Here is a 19,093-nt window from a genome sequence, read left to right as displayed (position 1 = left end):
GCGTGAGTCCTACATCGTCCCCGACCGCTGCTGCGTCCGCTGGATCCGCCGCATCCCCCGCGACCCGGATGCCCGCGGCGGAGCGTCGCGTCCTCATCCTCGACATCGCGCGCACCGTGTTCGGGCGACGCGGGTACCACGGCACGACGACCGACCAGATCGCCAGCGCCGCGGGCATCAGCCAGCCCTACGTCGTGCGGATGTTCGGTACGAAGGAGAAGCTGTTCCTCGAGGTCCTCGCCGACACGCTCGACACCCTCATGGCGGCGTTCCGGACCGCCCTCGACGGCGCGGTCGCCCGCGGCGAGGACGAGCACGGCGCGGCACGGGCGGTGGGCAACGCGTACCTCGACCTCGCTGCCACGCGCGGGTTCCACACGCTGCTGCTCCAGGCGTTCGTGTCGGGAGCCGATCCCGCGATCGGCGCCGCGGCACGAGCCGGGTTCCTCGAGATCTACCGGTTCCTCGTGCACGACGCGGGGTTCACGCCCGAGCGCGTGCACGAGTTCCTCGGCAGCGGCATGCTGTTCAGCGTCCTGCTCGGGATCGAGATGCCCGGCCTGTACGACACGGACGACGACGCCGCGGCGCTCATGCAGGCGAGCTTCGGTGACAAGTGCGCCGCCATCGTGGACGCCGCGCGCAGCCAGACGGACTGAGCCGGCCCGGCCCGGCCGGCCCGGCCCGGCCTTTCTCCTCCGCGAGATCGCAGTCGTTGCCGTTCTGACCAGACTCAGAGCGGCAACGACTGCGATCTCACCGGATGGCGGGGGCGGCCGGACGGGTCAGGGGTCAGGGGGTCAGGGGGTCAGGAGGACCTTGCCGATCGTTGCGCCCTCCGCGACCAGGCGGTGCGCGTCGGCGGCCTGCGCCATCGGCAGCACGGTGTCCACGACGGGCGCGACCCGACCACGCTCGACGAACGGCCAGACCTCGCGACGGACCGCGGCGACGATCTCGGCCTTCTCCTCGGCCGGACGAGCACGGAGCGTCGTCGCGGTGACACTGGCGCGCTTCCGCATGAGGAGCCCGAGGTCGAGCGGGGCGTCCGGGGCCGAGCCCGTGCTGCCGATGACGACGAGATCGCCGTTCACCGCGAGCGCTTCGAGGTTCCGCTGCAGGTAGGTCGGCCCCACGATGTCGAGCACGACGTCGACCCCGGCGCCGTCGGTCTGCTCCCGCACGACGGTGACGAAGTCCTCGTCGCGGTGGTTGATGACGACGTCGGCGCCGAACCGCCGGGCTGCCTCGAGCTTCGGCGTGCTGCCCGCGGTCGCGAACACGAGGGCGCCGAGGGCGTTCGCCCACTGGATGGCGTGTGACCCCATGCCGCTGCCGCCGCCGTGCACGAGGAGCGACTGCCCCGGACGCAGGCCCGCGACCATCCCGACGTTCGAGTACACCGTGCACGCGGCTTCGGGCAGACCCGCGGCCGCGACGAGGTCGAGGTCGTCGGGGACCGGGAGCACTTGCGCGGCGGGGACGGCCACGAGCTCGGCGTACCCACCGCCGCTCAGCAGCGCGCAGACCCGATCGCCCACGTGCCAGTCGCTGACGCCCTCGCCGACCGCGGCGATCGTGCCGGAGCACTCGAGCCCCAGGATCGGCGAGGCACCCTGCGGCACCGGGTAGTGCCCCCGCCGCTGGAGCAGATCCGCGTTGTTGATGCCGGCGGCGGCGACGGCGATCAGGACCTCACCCGGACCGGCGACGGCGTCGGGGACGTCGGACCAGACGAGGACGGCCTCGTCGCCGGGAGCGTCGAACGTGATGGCGTGCATGCGGTCGACGCTACGCCGGGCTCCTCAGCCTTCCGTGCCGGTGTCGTCCCGGGGCGCCGCCACCCGTTTCGACTGGGTCGAGCCGCGCTGCCGGAGCCACACGGTGGCCACGATCATGACCGAGATCACCATGAACTCCGATTGCCAGTTCTGCATCGACTCGAACCAGAACTGGCTCGTGGCGAGGTAGCCCCACCCGGAGACGACGGCACCGCCGTGCTCGCGTTGGTCCTCGTTGTAGGCCGCAGCACCGCCGAGGACGTGCCCCACGACGCTGCCGACGAACAACAGCGCGAAGAGGATGAGCAGCGAGTTCTCGTACAACACGAGTGCCAGGCCCCCGCGCCGGACCGGCCAGGGAACACGAGCGTCGTCCCGGTGCTCCCGCGGGTCGTCGTCCTGCTCGGCCGCTTCGTCCAGGGGCTTCGACTCGCTCGACCCCCACTGGAACAGGAACGACGTCAGCACGACGTACGACCCCATCTGGAGGAACTCGCTCTCCCAGTTCTCGAACGTCGCCTCGACGAAGTCCCCGCTCCGCAGGAACGCGCCGAGGGACTCCGCCGCCCGGCCGTGCTCGAGTGCGTCGGCGTTCGCGACGTGCCAGCCGCTGAACACCATTCCCGCGAAGAAGACGAGGAACGCGATCAGGTTGACGAGCAGCAGCCCGTTCCGTCGCGCCCACGTCCACTCCTGCGGCCGGTCACGCAGGAAGGCGCTCATGTCGTCCGCCGGGTTCCCGCGTGCCGACCGCGGAGCACGATCACGCCGCGGGTGCCTGCGCGGCGTCGAGGCGCTCGATCTGCTCGGGCCGCAGCTTGACGTCGGCCGCCCGCACGGAATCGAGGATCGACTGCGGTCGTGACGCACCCGGGATCGGGATGACGACGTCGCTCTTCTGCAGCTCCCACGCCAGTGCGATCACCTGCGGGGAGACGTCGTGCTCGCGCGCGACGATCGAGAAGGCCTCGTGGATGGCCCCGAGGTCACCGGCCGACGTGATGCCGCCGAGCGGAGCCCACGGCAGGAACGTGATGCCGAGCTCGTCGCACAGGACGAGTTCGACCTCGCTCGTGCGGAACGCCGGCGAGTACTGGTTCTGCACGGACACGAGCCGCCCGTCGAGGATCTCGTTCGCCTGTCGGATCTGGTCGACGTCGGCGTTCGAGATGCCCGCCATGCGGATGACGCCCTCGTCGAGCAGGTCGACCAGGGCACCGATCGAGTCGGCGTAGGGCACGGCCGGGTCGGGCCGGTGGAACTGGTAGAGGTCGATGGCCTCGACGCCGAGGCGCTTCGCCGATGCCTTGGCGGCCTCCTTGAGGTAGGCCGGGTCGCCGTTCTGGGTCCACCGCTCGTCCGGCCCGGGACGCAGGTGTCCCCCCTTCGTGGCGATGACGACGTGCGACGTGTCCCCGCCGTACTCCGCGATGGCCTTGGCGATGAGCGATTCGTTGTGCCCGACCTCGTCGTGGCCGCCCAGGTGGTAGGCGTCCGCCGTGTCGATGAGGGTCACCCCGGCCTCGAGCGCGGCGTGGATGGTCGCGATCGCGCGGCGTTCGTCCGGTCGCCCCTCGATGGACATGGGCATGCCGCCCAGACCGATGGCGCTGACGTCGGTGTCTCCGATGGTCCGTTGTCTCATGGCTCCAGCATGCGCCGCCCGCACCGAGCCGGTTCCCCGCGAGGCCTCCCTGTGGATGTCGACAGCTCTCCGGCCCCGGTGGAGGGATCAGCGGTCAGCGGGAACGCGGCCGGCGACGAGCAGACCTTCAGCGCCCCGCGGCGTACGCCTGCTCGCCCCGCGGGTTGGCGGCGGCCGACAGGACACCGGTCCGCGGGTCGCGGCCGACGCTCGAGAGGCGACCGAGGGTCCAACCGCCGGCGCGCGTGACGACGTGCCCCCGGGCCTCCAGGCCGGCGATGACGTCGTCCCCGATCCGGTCCTCGACGACGATCCCCGCCGGCTCCCACGTGCGCGGCCAGAACGACCCCGGGAACGAGGTCGTGTGCAGCGCCGGGGCGTCGATCGCCTGCTGCGGCGACCAGCCGCCGACGATCGTCCGGAGCAGGTAGAGCAGCTGCCACTGGTCCTGCTGGTCACCGCCGGGGGAGCCGAGCGCGACGACGGGCTCGCCGTCGCGGAGCACGAGCGTCGGGGTGAGCGTCGTGCGCGGACGCAGCCCGGGACGGAGCGTCGAGGCGGTGCCCTCCTCGAGCCAGGTCATCTGCAACCGCGTGCCGAGGCAGAAGCCGAGCTCGGGGATCGTCGGCGAGGACTGGAGCCATCCGCCGGACGGGGTGGCAGACACGATGTTGCCCCAGCGGTCGACGACGTCGATGTGGCACGTGTCGCCGCGCGTCTGGCCGTCGGGCCCGACGTGCGGTTCCGCGCCGGCGAACGAGTCGACGGTGGGTTCCCCGACGCCCTCGGGGCGCTCGTCGAGCGCCGGCGGCAGGTACTCGGTGCGGAGCGGGGGCATGACGCCGGCCGGCACGCCGGCGTCGCCCGGGCGGATCTCGGCGGAGGCCCGGTCGCCGATGAGCGCGCGTCGCTCGGCTGCGTAGGCCGCGGACAGCAGCCGCTCGAGCGGCACGTCGTGGTCGCCGTAGTACGCCTCGCGGTCGGCGAGGGCGAGCTTCTGCGCCTCGACGATGGTGTGCGCGCCCTCGACCGTCGACGGGTCGAGCAGGGCGTCGTCGAGCGGTTCGAGGATGGCGAGGGTCTGCAGCAGTGCGGGCCCCTGCCCCCAGGCGCCGGTCTTCGCGATGGTGTGGCCGCGGAACTCGAGCGTCACCGCGGGCTCGTACGTGGCCCGGAACCCGGCCATGTCCGCAGCCGTGATGACGCCCGCGTGGTCGGTGCCCGACGAGTGCCGGTGCGGCGTCCGGACGAACCGCTCGACGGCCTCGGCGACGAACCCCGACGCCCAGGCGTCCCGGGCCGCGTCGATCCGTGCCGACCGGTCCGCCGAGCCCTCTCCGGCCGCGACGAGCCGCTCGAGCACGTCCGCGTACGCGGTGTTCCGGACGACCTCGCCGGCGACGGGGATCCGGCCCTCGGGCATCCAGCGCTCGGCGGAGGACGGCCAGTGCTCCGTGAACAGGTCGGCGACGCGGCCGATCGTGTCCGCGACGCGAGCGGCGACCGGGTGGCCGTCGCGCGCGTACCCGATGGCGTAGGCCAGGACGTCGGCGAGGTCCCACGTCCCGTGGTCCCGGAGGAGCAGCAGCCACGCGTCGACGGCGGCGGGCACGGCGGCCGCGAGGGCGCCCGACCCCGGCACGAGTTCCAGACCCTCGCCGCGGTAGTGCTCGACGGTCGCACCGGCGGGAGCCGGGCCCTGCCCCATGAGCACGACGGGCGTGGGGTCCGCCGCGGTGGCGAACACCGCGGTCATGTCGCCGCCCGGGCCGTTGAGGTGCGGCTCGACGACGTGGAGCACGAACGCCCCGGCGACGGCCGCGTCGAACGCGTTGCCCCCGCGCTCGAGTACCGACTGCGCCGAGGCCGTGGCCAGCCAGTGCGTCGAGGCGCTCATGCCGTGCGTGCCCTGCAGGTCGGGGCGGGTCATGGTCGTGGGTGGGGTCGTGTAGGTCACGAGGTCCTTCCTGGTCATGCGGGCCGCTCGGTCGGTTCGAACCGTGCCGCGTTCGTGTCGGCGACGATGCCGGTGTCCCCGCCCGAGCGCGCCTCGTGCAGCCGCGACCCCGTGCGTACTCCGTGCAGCTGGTGCGGACCGGGGCCGGAGCGGGCGGCGCCGTCCCCGGGGTTGACGAGGGCGCAGCGGGTCAGCGACAGACAGCCGCACCCGATGCAGCCGTCGAGGTCGTCGCGGAGGGCCTCGAGCTCGCGGATCCGGGTGTCGACCGCGTCGGCCCATCGTCGCGAGAGCGCCGTCCACTCCGCCGGGTTCGGGGCACGGTCCGCGGGGAGGGCGTCGAACGCCTCGCGGATCTCGGCGAGGGACAGACCGGCTCGCTGCCCGGCGGCGAGGACCGCGAGCCGACGGAGCGTGTGGCGCGGGAACAGTCGCTGATTGCCGGCCGTCCGTTCCGCCGTCACGAGACCGCGTTCCTCGTAGTACCGGATGGCCGACGGGGCGATCCCCGACCGGCGCGACAGCTCGCCGATGGTCAACAGGTCGGTCGCGGTCGGCACGCGTTCATCGTCGCACCGATCCGGCCCCTCGCGGTCCTGGGGGTTGTCAGGTCCCGCTCCCGCCGGGCCACGGAGAGTCACCGGCCGGGGTCGTGCCGCCGAGGTCGCCGAGTGCCGACGCGGACAGGACCCCGCCGCCGACGACGCATCCGACGGCCACCACGAAGCCGATCGCGGCGATCCACCACGAGCTCCGCCGACGGATCCAGGCCCACACCGCAAGGACGAGCGCCGCGACCCCGACGACGAACGCACCGCCGGCCGCGAGCGCGCCGCCGCCGACGAGCGCTCCGGTCGAGCACCCGCTCGCGGGGTGGCATCGCGGTGCCGATGCCAGGACCGCGACGAGCGCGATCACGGCGGTCACGATGGTCATGACGCCGGTCGCGGCCAGCAACAGGACCGTCACCACCCGGTCGGCGATGCGCCCGACCGGTGGGATGAGCGAGGTGCCGCCCTGCTCCCACGCGATCCGGGCCTCCCGTTCGGCCTGCGTCTCCATGTGCGGCCGGGAGGCCCGGCTGCCGTCCGGCGCGCCGCCGTCCGTCCCCCCGGTCATCGGGGTTCCACCCCGAAGGCCTGCGCGAGGCGTTCGATCTTCTGTGCGCGCCCGAGCCGGGGCAGGTCGCTGCCGTCCCGGACCATGCGGTCGCGCGCCTCGAAGTCGTCGAGGAAGTCGCGGGCCCAGGCGACGTCGGCCGGCGTGGGCGAGATGACCTCGTTGATCACGGGCAGCTGGTCGGTGTCGAGGCACAGCTTGCCGGTGAGGCCGAGCGCCACCGCGACCTGCGCCTGCTCCCGGAGGATCGGGTGGCTCGTGCCGACCGTCGGGCCGTCGATGGGGCCGGGCAGGTCCCCGACGCGGGACGCGACCACGAGCCGGGATCGCGGGTAGGCCATGGCCAGGGTGTCGGCGGAGGTACCGGTGTCGCGGCGGTAGTCACCGCTCCCGAACGCCAGGCGGAACGCGCCCTTCGCCCGGGCGATCGCCGTGGACTCCTCGATCCCGAGGGCCGACTCGACGAGCGCGACCACGGGGTGGGTGCCCCCGAGGCGGTGCCAGGTGTCGGTGACCTGTTCCGCGGCCTCCGTCTTGGCGAGGACGACGCCCCGCAGTCCGGGCAGGCCGCGGAGTGCCTCGACGTCGTCCGCCCAGAACGGCGTCGTGACGTCGTTGATACGCACCCATGCCGATCCGCCGCCCGCGAGCCACGCGGCGACGGTGGCGCGGGCCTCCGGCTTGCGCTTCGGGTCGACCGCGTCCTCGATGTCGAGCACGACCTGGTCGGCCCGGGACCGCGCGGCGCGGTCGAAGCCGTGCTCGGCGGTCGCGGCGACCAGGAGCCAGGACCGGCTGATCTCGGCCGGGACGGCACGGCGTTCGGAGGTGGAGGTGCGCGGACGGTCGTCGATGGCCATGCGTCGTTGGTACCACACCCACCCCCGTGCGCCAGGGGCCGCGGAGGGCTGCGTGTGGAGGGTCACGTGATCACGCTCGGATGTGTCGAAATCGGCGTTCATTGACCGTCGGGGCTCGACGGGCCGCCTACAGTATCGGTGTGTGGCGTGTCGACAGGACTGCAGAGCGCGAGGACGACGTGGATGACGACGTCCGCGCCGATGACCTGCGCGCGCCCGAGCAGGTGACGAGCCCACAGCAGCTGAGCCTCGGGGACCCGCGACTCACGGCGGGGAACGCGGCCGAGCCCGTGTGGGACGCCTGGCGCGAGCAGCTCTCCGGTGTCGGTGGCACGTCCCCGCTCATCCACTTCTCGGATCACCCCCGGGCTCGCATCGAGCTCAGCACGACCCACCCGGGTGGCCTGGCACAGTTCATCACCGGCAAGACGACCCTGCTGTCGAGCCTCATCCGCGACGAGGTCGCGTTCCGCGCCGCCCGCATCGCCGCGGGGTTCGTGGAGGAGAAGGGCACGGAGCTCGCGACGGTGCGCGGGATCGACGCGGTCGAGCTCGGCATCGGCATGGTGGACTGGCGGCACGCCGACGTCGACCACCGCGGGCCGGTCCTCCTCCGGCCGCTCGCCATCCGCCGCCACGGGCGTGACTTCGAGGTCCGACTGCTCGGCCAGCCCGTCCTCAACCCGGCGCTCGCCGACGCCCTGCGCGACCAGTTCGGGATCGTGCTCGACGCCGAGGCCTTCGTCGCGCTCGCCCAGCAGGACGGCTCGTTCACGCCGAACCCGGTCATCGACCGCCTCCGCGGCCTCACCGCGCACCTGCCGCACTTCAGCGTCCACCCGCGCCTCGTCGTGTCGACGTTCGCCGAGGTCGCGTCGAGCATGGTCGAGGACACCCGCGACCTCTCGCACCCGGTGCTCGACGCCCTCGCCGGCAACCCGAGCGCCAAGTGGCAGGTCGAGCAGTCCTACCGGCCGGTCGAGCAGACGCCGTCCGACGAGCGCAGCCCCGAGACCGACACGCTCCTGCTCGACGCCGACGACGAGCAGGAGAACGTGATCGCGCAGATCACGGCGGGCAACTCCATCGTGGTCAAGACCCTGCCCGGCACGGGTGGCACCCAGACCATCGTCAACGCCCTCGGTGGCCTCGTCGCCGCGAACAAGCGCGTGCTCGTCGTCAGCCCGCGGCGCGCGACCCTGCGCGGCATCGCCAGCCGGTTCGTCGAGGTCCAGCTGCCCGGCGTCGCCGTCACCCCCGCGACCCTCCGGCGCGACCTCATCCGCGCGATCGGCCGCAACGAGAAGTCGACGAAGCCGAACCTCCGCGAGGTCGACGACGCGCTCGTCCGGCTCCGCAAGGTCCTGCTCGACTACCGCGGCGCACTCGGCCGCGTCGACCCGGCGTTCGGTGTCTCCGTGCTCGACTGTCTGGTCGAGCTGTCCCGCCTGTCGCTCCTCCCGGTCCCGCCCGCCACGACCGCGCGCCTGTCGCGGTCGTCCGTGGAGGCCATGGTCGACGGTCGCGCGCGCGTGGCCGAGACGATGGTGAGTGCCGCGAACCTCGGCGAGTTCAAGTACGGGCCGGACGACTCGCCCTGGTACGGCGCCCGGTTCGCGTCCAGCGCCGCCGCGCACAAGGCGCACCAGACCGCGCAGGGCCTGCACGCCACCGAGCTGCCGACGCTGCTGCAGCGCGCGAACGACCTCATCGGCTCGACCCACATGCGGCCGTTCACGACGATCGGCGAACTCGGCGTGTACCTGCGGCTCCTCACCGAGATCCGCGACACCCTCGACCGCTTCCTGCCCGTCGTGTTCGATCGCTCCGTGTCCGAGCTCGTCGCGGCGACGGCCCCGCGGGGTGAGGGTGCCCCGATGTCGGCGACGAACCGCCGTCGCCTCAAGAAGCTCGCCCGCGAGTACGTCCGTCCGGGCGTGCACGTGTCCGACCTGCACGAGGCCCTGACGAGGGTCCAGCAGCAGCGGGTCCTGTGGCAGCGGTACGTGGCGGCCGGCGTCGCCCCGGAGATCCCCACCGGCATCGCCGACGTCCAGGTGCTCTACTCGAACGTCGCCGAGGACCTCGCGCGTCTCGACGAGCCGCTCGGCAACACGTCCCGTGAGCGGCAGCTCGCCAACCTGCCGATCGACCAGCTCGTCGCGGACATCGGCGAGCTCGCGGCCGAGAGCGACGTCCTGCACAACCTGCAGGAGCGCACCGAGCTCATGACGACCCTGCGCGACCTGCAGCTCGAGCCGCTCATCACCGACCTGGCGAACCGCCACGTGCCCGAGTCCCAGGTGCCGGCCGAGCTCGAGCTCGCGTGGTGGCAGTCCTGCCTCGAGATGCTGCTCGAGGGCGACCGCGCCCTGCTCGGGGCGAACACCGACATGCTCGACCGCGTCGAGGCGGACTTCCGCCTCGTCGACGACGCCCACGCCGCCGGGGTGTCCCAGGGCCTGGCGTGGCAGCTCGCCGAGAACTGGAAGGTCGGCCTGGTCGACTGGCCGGACGAGGCCGCGCAGCTCAAGGCGCAGCTCCGGCAGCCCGCGATCACGTCGCGACTGCTGCAGGACTCCGCACCGCACCTGTCCCGCGCCATCGCGCCCGTGTGGCTCGCGTCGCCGTACGAGGTCCCGCAGATCGCCGACACGATGCCGTTCGACACCGTGATCCTCGTCGACGCCGGTGCCGTGACGATCGCCGAGACCGTCGGGGCGATCCGCCGCGCCAAGCAGACCGTGGTCTTCGGCGACCCGGTCACCCAGACGCCGTCCCCGTTCCGCATCGCGGTCGACCCGGACCACCGTGCGCTCCGCGTCGACGAGCAGACGCTCGACTCGCTGCACGCCGACTCCGCGCTGGCGAAGCTCTCGACGCTCCTGCCGACCCTGTCGCTCACGCGCTCGTACCGCGCCGGCGGCGAGGACCTCGCGGAGCTCGTGAACCGGCGCTTCTACGGGGGCCGCATCGAGTCCCTGCCGTGGGCGGGTTCGTTCCTCGGCCACGGCTCGATCGCGATCGACTACGTCGCCGAGGGCAAGGCCGTGCCGGACCCCGAGTCCGGCGCCGTCGAGAGCGTCGACGCCGAGGTCGACCGTGTCGTGCGGCTCGTCCTCGACCACGCCAAGAACCGGCCGACCGAGTCGCTCATGGTCATCACGGCGTCCGCCAAGCACGCCGTTCGTGTCGAGCAGGCCGTCCTCGCCGCCGTGCAGGGCCACAAGGACCTCACCGAGTTCGTGATCGGCGACCGCCCCGAGCCGTTCATGGTGGCGACGCTCGAGCAGTCCGTCGCCCAGAGCCGCGACCGCGTCGTGTTCTCGATCGGCTACGGCCGCACGCCCCACGGCCGCGTCCTCCGCGACTTCGGTCCGCTCGGCAAGCCCGGCGGCGAACGCCTGCTCGCCGTCGCGATGACCCGCGCCCGCCGGTCGATGATCATCGTCACGTGCTTCCAGCCGTCCGACATCGAGGCCGAGCGCATGGGTCACGGCACCGTCGCGCTCGCCGAGATCCTCGCCGAGGTTCGCGCCCGCACGAGCATGGAGTACGTGCCCGACGACAGCGACCCGCTGCTCGTCGACCTCGCCCGCCGGCTCGAGATGCGCGGCATCCCCGTGGCGCTCGGACACCGCGGCAAGCTCGGCCTCGTCGCCGCGCACGGCGGGGTCTGCGTGACGATCGAGACCGACGCGTCGCTCGCCAAGGGCTCCCTGCGCGAGTCGCTGCGCCTCCGGCCCGAGGTGCTCCGACGGCTCGGCTGGCACTACGTGCGCGTCCATGCCTTCCAGCTCTTCTCCGACCCGGACCGCGTCGCCACGACGGTCGCCCAGGTGCTCGGCGTCGACCGTGGTGCGACGCAGGAGATCGCGATCCCGCCGGTCCCGGCCCGGCAGTGACCGCGGGCTGGCCAGCGACCGCCGGCTGGTCCCGATGACCGGGAGGCGCGCCTCCCGACCGGCCGGACCGGTCACCCCAGGGACGGAACAGCTCCGCGGGAGCTGGGCGGCCCACGCCGACGTCCGTTCCGCCAGTGGGGCGGAGGCCGTCGCCGCCGGCCCCGCGGGCGACCCGTCCGCCGTTGGTCCCGCGGGCGACCCGTCAGCCGGGCGGACGACGGGCGCACAGGACCGCACGTCTGACGGCGCCACGGCCGCTCATGACCGACGGCCGGGAGGCCCCACTCGCCGCCGCCGGGTCACGACCGCTCCGGCGCCGGGAACGGACCCGAACCCTGCGCCCGAGCCAGAGCGGCACGGCGCGGGGGAGAACGACGCGCGGCTGCTGGGCGATCGGCCGCCGCATTGGGGCTGAGGCGGCACTCCCGCCTCCCGTGGGCCCTCCCGACTCCCCGTTTCCGCCCTCGCACGGCCCCCGTCGGACCGGGACGACGTCCAACGCGTCGCCCGACAACGGTCGTGTCGGCGGCGGAAGTCGGCGGATGGAACTGTGCGGCTCAGGTATCCAGGGGTGACGCGTCGATCGGGGAAGCGTGGCAGCCTCGGCAGCGCGAGGTCAGCGAGGAGACTGCCGTCCGCGCGGTGCCGACCTCAGCGAGCGGGGACGGCGTCGCCGCGGCGCTTCCGCACCATGGCAGCGGCGTACTGGGCGCCGGCGAGCACGTGCCCGACCGTGCCGAGGACGATGCACACGAGGGCGACGACACGCACCCACGTGAGGTGTTCGGCGACCGACGTCGACGAGAACAGCAGCACGGGCAGCCCGACGAACAGCAGCGCCGAGCGGATCTTGCCCGTCCAGGTCACGTCGAGGTCTGGTGACCCGCGGAACAACGCGCTCGACATCGCGACGAGCACCAGGTCCACGACCACCACCACGGCGACGACGACCCACGGCAGGAGCCCGACGAGGACCAGCGACAACACGATCGCGACGATCGACAAGCGGTCCGCCACGGGATCCAGCGCCTTGCCGAGTGCGGACTCCTGGTGGAATCGGCGGGCGATGAAGCCGTCCGCCCAGTCGGTGACCCCGAGTCCGACCAGCGACACGAGGCCCCACCCGGGGTGTCCCGCGACGACCAGTCCGACGTACACGGGGATGAGGACGAACCGGACGAGCGTCAGCAGGTTCGGCCAGGTCTGCCAGTCCGGACGGGCTCGCCTCCCACTGGTGTCCGCCATGGCGTCGGGCCTCTCGTTCGCCGTCGTGGCGAACCCGGCGGTCGCCCATCCACTCAGGATAGCGGCGGTGCCTCCGGCACCTGGGTGGCGAGCGATCGGCCGGGTCTCAGAGCTTCGTCGTGCCGCTGATGCCCGGTCCCGTCGGCGCGTCGGTGGGGGCAACGTGCGCGCCCGCGGCCTGACCGGTGATCCCCTGCTGCTGTCGGAGCAGGTCGCGGATCTCGAGGAGGACCTCGACGTCGGTCGGCGGGACGTCCGCCGGCGGCTGCTCGACGTCGTTCTCGACGCGCTTGAACGCGAGCTTCCTCAGGCGGTTGACCGGCAGCACGAGCGCGAAGTAGACGACCGCGGCCACGATGACGAACTGGATCACGGCGCCGAGCACGGAACCGAAGTGGAGCTCGGCGTGCGCCCCGCCGACTCCGGGGATCGTGAGGACCCAGGTGTGCTCGAGGCTCGACGCGTTGAACAGCGCCCCGACCGCCGGGTTGATCACCGCCGTGACGATCGTGTTGACGATCGCGGTGAACGCGGCGCCGATGACGACGGCGACTGCGAGGTCGATGACGTTGCCGCGGAGCAGGAACTCCCTGAAGCCCTTCACGGGACCCCCTCGTGTCCAGGTGTCGGCCCGCGCCACGGGGACCGGCCGGGCGTCCAGTCGACCGGCACGGATCACGCTACCGACGGAGCACGACTCAGGCCGCGCTGGAGCTCCCGGATGAGGACGACGACGGCGAGGACGAGCCTGTGGAGGTCGAACCGGATGAACTCGACGAGGTCGAACTCGACGAGGTCGAACTCGACGACGACGACTCGCTCGGCGTCGACCCGCCACCGGACTCGGACTTCGTCCCCGATGCCCCGGACGACGACCGGGAGTCCGTGCGGTAGAAGCCGGATCCGTTGAACGTCACTCCGACGGGGCTGAACACCTTGCGGAGCACGCCGCCGCAGGTCGGGCACTCGGTCAGGGCGGCGTCCGAGAAGGACTGCTTGACGTCGAAGGCGGTACCGCACTCGGTGCAGCGGTAGGAGTAGGTGGGCACGTCAGCTCCGGAAGGTGAGGATGCGCGATGGGGTGATGATGCCGTCGACGGGCTGGTCGTGGCGCTCGCGAGGGACCTCGTCCACGTACTCCGCGTCGAACACCACAGCATAGACGGGCGGACGCTTGGCCATGGATCCGAGGGTCTTGTCGTAGTAGCCGCGCCCCCAGCCCATCCGCATGCCGGCTCGGTCCACGGCGGCCGCGGGCGCGAGGATGACGTCGACGTCGTTGATCGCGATCGGCGAGAGCACCTCGCCGACGACCTCGGGGACGCCCGCCAGACCCTGGTGCTCGGTCTCGCCGTCACCCACGGCCCAGTCCAGCAGGCCGTCGTCCCGGGCGATCGGGAACAGCGTGCGGATGCCCGCGTCGAACGCCCAGTTGAGGAACGGGCGGACGTTGGGCTCGTCGGACGACGGGAGGTAGGCCGACAGCGAGGAGATCGCCCGCTCCTCCACGAAGCGCTGGAGCGTGGCGGTGAGGTCCGTGGTGAACGCGCTCCGCTCCGACGCGGTGTGCATGCGGCGACGTTGCCGCAACTCGGCACGGAGGGCTCGTTTGGCGTTCCCGATGTCGCTCTCGGCGCTCATGGCCACGAGCTTAACGGCTCGTCCCCGCGTGGCCATGTGTCCTCCACACGGTCCCCCATCCGTTAACGCCCGCGTCGTGGGGGCAGCGGATACGCTCGTCGCCATGGGTTTCCAGATTTCCAAAGCAGTGATCCCGGCCGCAGGGCTGGGGACGCGGTTCCTCCCCGCGACCAAGGCGATGCCGAAGGAGATGCTCCCGGTCGTCGACAAGCCCGCGATCCAGTACGTGGTCGAGGAAGCCGTCGACGCGGGCCTCCATGACGTCCTCATGATCACCGGTCGCAACAAGAACGCGCTCGAGAACCACTTCGACCACGTGTCGGAGCTCGAGGAGACCCTCCGCAAGAAGGGCGACCACGACAAGCTCGCCAAGGTGAACCAGTCGACGGACCTCGCCGACATGCACTACGTGCGCCAGGGCGACCCGCTGGGGCTCGGCCACGCCGTGCTCCGCGCCAAGATGCACGTCGGCCGCGAGCCGTTCGCCGTGCTCCTCGGCGACGACATCATCGACGCTCGTGATCCGCTGCTCAAGCGCATGATCGAGGTGCAGGACGAGAAGAACGCGACCGTCGTCGCCCTGCTCGAGGTCCCGGCGTCCCAGACCCACATGTACGGCATCGCGACCGTCGAGGAGACCGACGAGGACGACGTCGTCAAGATCACCGGTCTCGTCGAGAAGCCCGCCCAGGGGGAGGCCCCCTCCAACCTCGCGATCATCGGTCGCTACGTGATCCGCCCCGAGGTGTTCGACGTCCTCGAGAAGCAGGAGCCGGGCAAGGGCGGCGAGATCCAGCTCACGGACGCGCTCATGAAGATGGCCGGCGCCGAGGAGTGGACGGGTGGCGTGTACGGCGTCGTGTTCCGTGGACGCCGGTACGACACGGGTGACAAACTCGACTACATCAAGGCGATCGTCCAGCTCGCCTCCGACCGCGACGACCTCGGCCCCGAGCTCAAGGAATGGCTCAAGGAGTTCAACGCGGGCGAGTAGCCGTCCCGTCCGGGACACCCGAACCAGGAACGCGATCCCCCGATGACGACCATCCCCACCCTGACGCACGGTCGGATCACCATCCGCCCGCTGCGTCTCCGTGACACCCGTGACCTCGACATGGCCCTGTCGATGAACCGGAGCTGGTTGCGGACCTGGGAGGCCACGAACCCGTCGGGACTCGTGTCGGCGGACGTCCGGGGGAGCATCCGGGCCCTGCAGGCGAACGCGCGTGCAGGGCTCGGCCTGCCCTTCGCCATGGAGCTCGACGGCCGGTTCGTCGGACAGCTCAACGTGTCGGGCATCAGCTACGGCTCGCTCGCCAGTGCGTCGATCGGTTACTGGGTGGTCGAGAGCGCCGCGGGGCACAACGTGACCCCGACCGCCGTCGCGCTCGCGACCGACCACTGCTTCCGTTCCGTCGGGATCCACCGGGTGGAGATCTGCATCCGTCCGGAGAACGCGCCCTCGCTCCGGGTCGTCGAGAAGCTCGGGTTCCGGTACGAGGGCCTGCGACGCCGGTACATCCACATCAACGGTGACTGGCGCGACCACTTCTGCTTCGCGCTCGTGGCCGAGGAGGTCCGCGAGGGCGTCCTCGACCGCTGGGTGCGCGGCGCCGTGCCCGCAGGTCAGGGCAGCGTGCCCGACCAGGCCCGCGAGGAGGCCGCGATGCCGATCGCGACCTCGCGCCGCGGCTGAACTCGTCCTCCACAACTCGAATCCGGCGCGACTCGCTCAACACGCGACGCGCAATGACCGATCGGCGCGCGGCCCGCCCATACCGTGTTCCCCGTGAGCATCGGGTCCTGGAGCGGAGGCATCGTCCTCCTCATCGCGGCGGTGCTGTGGCTCGTCTACCTCATGCCCTCGTGGCACGCGCGTCGGCAGTACCTCGCCACGGAGCGCAACGCGGTGCGTCTGCAGCAGACGCTCCGGATCCTCGCACAGACCGCCGAACTCCCGGACGAGGTCCGCATCGAGATGAACGCCCGATCCCTGGCAGAGGCCCAGCGTGTGGCCGCGAGCGAAGAAGCCCGCCGCCGCGCCATCGTCCGAGCACACGAGGCCGCACGCCAGCGTGAGATCACGCGACGCCTGGCGGAGCAGGAGCCCGAGCTCGAGCGCGTCGCCGCGTCGCCGGCGCTCACTGCCCGCCGCATGCGTCGTTCTCGACTGGGGGCGACGCTCATCGGCTTCGTCGGGCTCGTGGTCACCGTGGTGACGCTCGTCGCCGCACCGGCGATGTGGCTCATGGCGCTCGCCGCCGCGCTCGTGGTCGTGGGGGCGGTGGCGGTCCTCGCGCAGCTCGCCGCCGTCGGCCGTGCCCGGATGCGCCGTGCCGCCGGTGTCGCCGCGGCGACCCGGGCACCCGCACCGCGCGCTCGGTCCGCACGGACACGGAACGCCGCTCCGATCGACACCGCCGTTGGCACAGCGGAGACCGCACCGGCCGCCGAGGACCGGAGCTGGTCGCCCGTGGAGGTCCCCAAGCCGCTCTACGTGTCGCGACCCGACGTGGAGCGCGCCCGTGCGGAAGCCCGCCAGGCAGCCGAGGAGTCGTCGGCGGCGCTCGCCGCACGCCTCCGCGAGCGTGTCGCCGAGGCCGCTGCGGCCGCGGACGCGGAAGCAGCGCGACGCCGAGCAGAGGCAGCTGCCGTGGCCGCGGGCGCGACCGACCCCGACCTCGCTCGGGTCACGCCGATCCGATCCGATGTCGAGGCCGCTGCGGCCGCGCTCGCCGAGCACGACCAGGCGACGCCGACGACCCTGGCCGAGCGGATGGGGCTGCGCGCTCCCGCCGCGGACGGGGCCGCTGGTGGACCACAGCCGGGAGGCCCGACCACCGCCACCCGGACCGCGGACGACCGGCGGCCGGAACCGGCTGCACCGTCGGCGCCGCCGAGCAAGTACGCGGGTATGGGGATCATCGACGAGGACTCGTGGGAGCGCACGGACCTCGACGCGGTCCTCCGGCGCCGCCGCGCGGTCTGAACGCGGTCGCCCAGCCGGACCGATGTCGTGCCGGGCTCGATTTCGGATCGAGCCTGCTGCGGTGCTAGTCTTGCTGGGCACTCGGGGCTATGGCGCAGTTGGTAGCGCGTCTCGTTCGCAATGAGAAGGTCAGGGGTTCGAATCCCCTTAGCTCCACCGAGAACCGCACGGCGAGAGGCCCGGGTCCACCAGGACCCGGGCCTCTCGCCGTCTCGGCGGGTGGTCGTTCTGCACCTGTCGTCTCGGCATGGTCGTTCTGCGCTGCGGGCGATGGTGGTGGTGCGCAGCGGCCTCTGGCACCATGGGCGCACCGCGACGGGGCGCACGCCGCTCCACAGCCAGCACGCGAGGAGCGACGATGCCCACCGCACTCAACCCCTACATCGGTTTCCGTGACGAGGCCCGCCGGGCGATGGAGTTCTACCGCGACGTCTTCGGCGGCGACCTGACGCTGTCGACGTTCGGCGAGATGCACGCGAGTGAGGACCCGACCGAGCAGGACAAGGTGATGCACAGCATCCTGGTGACCCCGCACGGCCTCCTGCTCATGGCCTCGGACACGCCGAACGGCATGGAGGCCCCGACAGGGTCCCGCATCAGCATCTCGCTGAGCGGCGACGACGGGCAGGAGATCCACGGCTACTGGGACGGTCTGGCCGACGGGGCGACGATCATCGCGCCGTTGACCGCCGCCCCGTGGGGCGACGAGTTCGGGATGCTGAGCGACCGCTTCGGCGTCACCTGGCTGGTGAACGTCACCGGTCCGCGGTCCTGAGCGGCGCCGGTCGTCTCGGGGTTCCAGATCTCGGGAACGGTGGGCCACCGGCGCATCCTCGGACGTATCGCTTACCCTGTCCGGACGATGACTGCTCCCGCCGCGCTCACCCGACGTTCCCTGTTCTCGCTGGCGGGTGTCGCCGGTGTCGGCCTGGCGCTCGCGGCGTGCACGGCGGACGACCGGTCCTCGGGGTCCGCGACGCACGGACCCACGACGGGCAGCGCGTCGACGGGCGCGGTGCACCCGGTCGCACGGGCGCTGTCGCCGGCGCAGGTGCCCTTGGCCGGCGGGGTGACCGTGACCGTCACGGGGTCCGGGCTGGCGCGGGTCGCGGGCGTGACGGTCGGGGGGCTCGCGGCACGGGACGTCCACGCGACGGACGAGCGGGTGACCTTCACGGCTCCGCACCAGGCCTCCTACGCCCCGGGACACGCGGAGGTGGCGCTGTTCACCCGTGCGGTGGAGCCGGTGCCGTCGGCGAACGTGACGACGTCGGACGGCAACGGCAGCACGAGCAACGACGGCGTGAGCGGGGACACCGCCACGAGCGGCGCGACCTCGACTCCGACGCCCACCGCAGCCACCGCGGGAACGCCCGTCGCCACGACGACGCTGACGTACGCCGCGCTGACCGCCGTCGACCGTCAGCTCCAGTACGCGATGGCGCACTGGTCGAACTACAACCTGGCGGAGTACGGCAACATGAACGCGATCGGCGGCGACTGCGCGAACTTCGTCAGCCAGACGCTCGTCGCCCGCGGGTGGCAGCAGCGCGACGACTGGTACAACCACGACGCCGGGGCCGAGCACTCCGCCACCTGGACCTACTGCCCGTCGCTCGACCCGTGGTTGCAGACGAACGCCGCCGCCTTCGGGCTCACCCGGCGCACGCTGGACGAGCGCGCGAAGGTCGGGGTCGGTGACATCGTCATGTGGGACTGGAACGGCAACGGGTCACCGGACCACACGACGATCGTGTCCGAGGTGTTCCCGCAGGCCGACGGCACGGTGCTCATCAAGTCGGCGAGCCACAACGAGGACGGCCCCTACCGCGACCTCGACGAGATGCTCACCGTGCAGCACCCCGGTGGCACGGCCTGGTTCCACACCTTCGACGCATAGGGGAGCGCTGGCCGCCGAAGCGGGTCGGCGCATCGGCACAGGGGGGCGAAC

18 protein-coding genes, 1 tRNA gene and 1 pseudogene are annotated in these 19,093 nt (G+C 72.3%); 9 read left to right on the top strand and 11 right to left on the bottom strand.

The annotated features are described in order from the left end of the window. The first annotated feature begins 2 nt into the window (after positions 1–2). Positions 3–659, top strand: coding sequence for a TetR/AcrR family transcriptional regulator (locus tag DEI94_RS13605; RefSeq protein ID WP_181441754.1), 657 nt, complete (start codon positions 3–5; stop codon positions 657–659). Positions 660–800: 141 nt separating this feature from the next. Here the strand turns inward: DEI94_RS13605 and DEI94_RS13600 are convergent, their stop codons facing one another. From DEI94_RS13600 to DEI94_RS13570, 7 genes are all read right to left on the bottom strand, one after another. Further along, positions 801–1,781, bottom strand: coding sequence for an NAD(P)H-quinone oxidoreductase (locus DEI94_RS13600; protein WP_111026259.1), 981 nt, complete (start codon positions 1,779–1,781; stop codon positions 801–803). 24 nt (positions 1,782–1,805) lie between these two features. Then, the gene (locus DEI94_RS13595) at positions 1,806–2,504 is read right to left on the bottom strand and encodes a DUF6766 family protein (protein WP_111026258.1); all 699 of its coding nucleotides are present in this window, start codon (positions 2,502–2,504) and stop codon (positions 1,806–1,808) included. Between the two features lie 40 nt (positions 2,505–2,544). Next, positions 2,545–3,426, bottom strand: coding sequence for an aldo/keto reductase (locus DEI94_RS13590; RefSeq protein WP_111010445.1), 882 nt, complete (start codon positions 3,424–3,426; stop codon positions 2,545–2,547). 127 nt (positions 3,427–3,553) lie between these two features. Then, positions 3,554–5,401: a gamma-glutamyltransferase family protein gene (locus DEI94_RS13585; protein WP_258377970.1), complete on the bottom strand. Its 1,848-nt coding sequence runs from the start codon at positions 5,399–5,401 to the stop codon at positions 3,554–3,556. Beyond that, the gene (soxR, locus tag DEI94_RS13580; protein ID WP_111010444.1) at positions 5,398–5,943 is read right to left on the bottom strand and encodes a redox-sensitive transcriptional activator SoxR; all 546 of its coding nucleotides are present in this window, start codon (positions 5,941–5,943) and stop codon (positions 5,398–5,400) included. The genes DEI94_RS13585 and soxR overlap by 4 nt, the downstream gene beginning before the upstream one ends. A 46-nt stretch (positions 5,944–5,989) precedes the next feature. After that, on the bottom strand, positions 5,990–6,502 hold the full coding sequence (locus tag DEI94_RS13575) for a DUF6264 family protein (protein WP_111010443.1): 513 nt from the start codon (positions 6,500–6,502) through the stop codon (positions 5,990–5,992). Further along, complete coding sequence (locus DEI94_RS13570) at positions 6,499–7,362, bottom strand: HpcH/HpaI aldolase/citrate lyase family protein (protein ID WP_111026257.1); 864 nt, start codon at positions 7,360–7,362, stop codon at positions 6,499–6,501. The genes DEI94_RS13575 and DEI94_RS13570 overlap by 4 nt, the downstream gene beginning before the upstream one ends. A gap of 80 nt (positions 7,363–7,442) precedes the next feature. On the opposite strand from DEI94_RS13570, the gene DEI94_RS13565 reads away from it, so the two are divergent. Continuing rightward, a complete protein-coding gene (locus DEI94_RS13565; protein ID WP_111010441.1) occupies positions 7,443–11,267 on the top strand; it encodes an ATP-binding protein in 3,825 nt (1,274 codons plus the stop codon). A gap of 651 nt (positions 11,268–11,918) precedes the next feature. Here DEI94_RS13565 and DEI94_RS13560 read toward each other — a convergent pair. Both DEI94_RS13560 and mscL read right to left on the bottom strand, forming a co-directional pair. Further along, the gene (locus tag DEI94_RS13560; RefSeq protein WP_111013153.1) at positions 11,919–12,512 is read right to left on the bottom strand and encodes a CDP-alcohol phosphatidyltransferase family protein; all 594 of its coding nucleotides are present in this window, start codon (positions 12,510–12,512) and stop codon (positions 11,919–11,921) included. Between the two features lie 106 nt (positions 12,513–12,618). Then, positions 12,619–13,116 carry a large conductance mechanosensitive channel protein MscL gene (mscL, locus tag DEI94_RS13555; protein WP_111010439.1) on the bottom strand — a complete coding sequence of 166 codons (498 nt, stop codon included), beginning with the start codon at positions 13,114–13,116 and terminating at the stop codon, positions 12,619–12,621. Between the two features lie 146 nt (positions 13,117–13,262). On the opposite strand from mscL, the gene DEI94_RS13550 reads away from it, so the two are divergent. Further along, a complete protein-coding gene (locus DEI94_RS13550; RefSeq protein WP_258377977.1) occupies positions 13,263–13,406 on the top strand; it encodes a hypothetical protein in 144 nt (47 codons plus the stop codon). Between the two features lie 14 nt (positions 13,407–13,420). Here the strand turns inward: DEI94_RS13550 and DEI94_RS13545 are convergent. Beyond that, positions 13,421–13,672: pseudogene (locus DEI94_RS13545) on the bottom strand (FmdB family zinc ribbon protein); the annotation flags it as partial. Continuing rightward, positions 13,563–14,153: a 5-formyltetrahydrofolate cyclo-ligase gene (locus DEI94_RS13540; RefSeq protein WP_111010538.1), complete on the bottom strand. Its 591-nt coding sequence runs from the start codon at positions 14,151–14,153 to the stop codon at positions 13,563–13,565. The gene DEI94_RS13540 and the pseudogene DEI94_RS13545, both read right to left, overlap by 110 nt. A 103-nt stretch (positions 14,154–14,256) precedes the next feature. Here DEI94_RS13540 and galU point away from each other — a divergent pair, with 103 nt between their 5' ends. The 6 genes from galU (at position 14,257) to DEI94_RS13510 (ending at position 19,042) form a co-directional block, all read left to right on the top strand. After that, entirely contained in the window at positions 14,257–15,147 is an 891-nt protein-coding gene (gene galU, locus DEI94_RS13535; protein ID WP_111010437.1) for a UTP--glucose-1-phosphate uridylyltransferase GalU, read from the top strand. A 42-nt stretch (positions 15,148–15,189) separates the two neighbouring features. Beyond that, complete coding sequence (locus DEI94_RS13530) at positions 15,190–15,849, top strand: GNAT family N-acetyltransferase (RefSeq protein ID WP_111010436.1); 660 nt, start codon at positions 15,190–15,192, stop codon at positions 15,847–15,849. A 93-nt stretch (positions 15,850–15,942) separates the two neighbouring features. Continuing rightward, entirely contained in the window at positions 15,943–17,142 is a 1,200-nt protein-coding gene (locus DEI94_RS13525; RefSeq protein ID WP_146249439.1) for a DUF3040 domain-containing protein, read from the top strand. An 83-nt stretch (positions 17,143–17,225) separates the two neighbouring features. Beyond that, a tRNA-Ala gene (locus DEI94_RS13520) sits at positions 17,226–17,298 on the top strand. A gap of 202 nt (positions 17,299–17,500) precedes the next feature. Beyond that, the gene (locus DEI94_RS13515) at positions 17,501–17,917 is read left to right on the top strand and encodes a VOC family protein (protein WP_111026254.1); all 417 of its coding nucleotides are present in this window, start codon (positions 17,501–17,503) and stop codon (positions 17,915–17,917) included. An 87-nt stretch (positions 17,918–18,004) separates the two neighbouring features. Further along, the gene (locus tag DEI94_RS13510) at positions 18,005–19,042 is read left to right on the top strand and encodes an amidase domain-containing protein (protein WP_111026253.1); all 1,038 of its coding nucleotides are present in this window, start codon (positions 18,005–18,007) and stop codon (positions 19,040–19,042) included. Positions 19,043–19,093: the final 51 nt, after the last annotated feature.

The organism is Curtobacterium sp. MCBD17_040, from assembly GCF_003234805.2.
Classification (GTDB): domain Bacteria; phylum Actinomycetota; class Actinomycetes; order Actinomycetales; family Microbacteriaceae; genus Curtobacterium.
The sequence above is the reverse complement of the archived record's forward strand: the minus strand, read 5'-3'. Positions and strand labels throughout refer to the sequence as shown.

Coding starts and splice junctions, on each gene's coding strand:
- DEI94_RS13600 (WP_111026259.1), bottom strand. CDS start 1,781: ATGCACGCCATCACGTTCGACGCTCCCGGCGACGAGGCCGTCCTCGTC.
- DEI94_RS13595 (WP_111026258.1), bottom strand. CDS start 2,504: ATGAGCGCCTTCCTGCGTGACCGGCCGCAGGAGTGGACGTGGGCGCGA.
- DEI94_RS13590 (WP_111010445.1), bottom strand. CDS start 3,426: ATGAGACAACGGACCATCGGAGACACCGACGTCAGCGCCATCGGTCTG.
- DEI94_RS13585 (WP_258377970.1), bottom strand. CDS start 5,401: ATGACCAGGAAGGACCTCGTGACCTACACGACCCCACCCACGACCATG.
- DEI94_RS13575 (WP_111010443.1), bottom strand. CDS start 6,502: ATGACCGGGGGGACGGACGGCGGCGCGCCGGACGGCAGCCGGGCCTCC.
- DEI94_RS13570 (WP_111026257.1), bottom strand. CDS start 7,362: ATGGCCATCGACGACCGTCCGCGCACCTCCACCTCCGAACGCCGTGCC.
- DEI94_RS13565 (WP_111010441.1), top strand. CDS start 7,443: ATGTGTCGAAATCGGCGTTCATTGACCGTCGGGGCTCGACGGGCCGCC.
- DEI94_RS13560 (WP_111013153.1), bottom strand. CDS start 12,512: ATGGCGGACACCAGTGGGAGGCGAGCCCGTCCGGACTGGCAGACCTGG.
- DEI94_RS13540 (WP_111010538.1), bottom strand. CDS start 14,153: ATGAGCGCCGAGAGCGACATCGGGAACGCCAAACGAGCCCTCCGTGCC.
- galU (WP_111010437.1), top strand. CDS start 14,257: ATGGGTTTCCAGATTTCCAAAGCAGTGATCCCGGCCGCAGGGCTGGGG.
- DEI94_RS13530 (WP_111010436.1), top strand. CDS start 15,190: ATGACGACCATCCCCACCCTGACGCACGGTCGGATCACCATCCGCCCG.
- DEI94_RS13515 (WP_111026254.1), top strand. CDS start 17,501: ATGCCCACCGCACTCAACCCCTACATCGGTTTCCGTGACGAGGCCCGC.
- DEI94_RS13510 (WP_111026253.1), top strand. CDS start 18,005: ATGACTGCTCCCGCCGCGCTCACCCGACGTTCCCTGTTCTCGCTGGCG.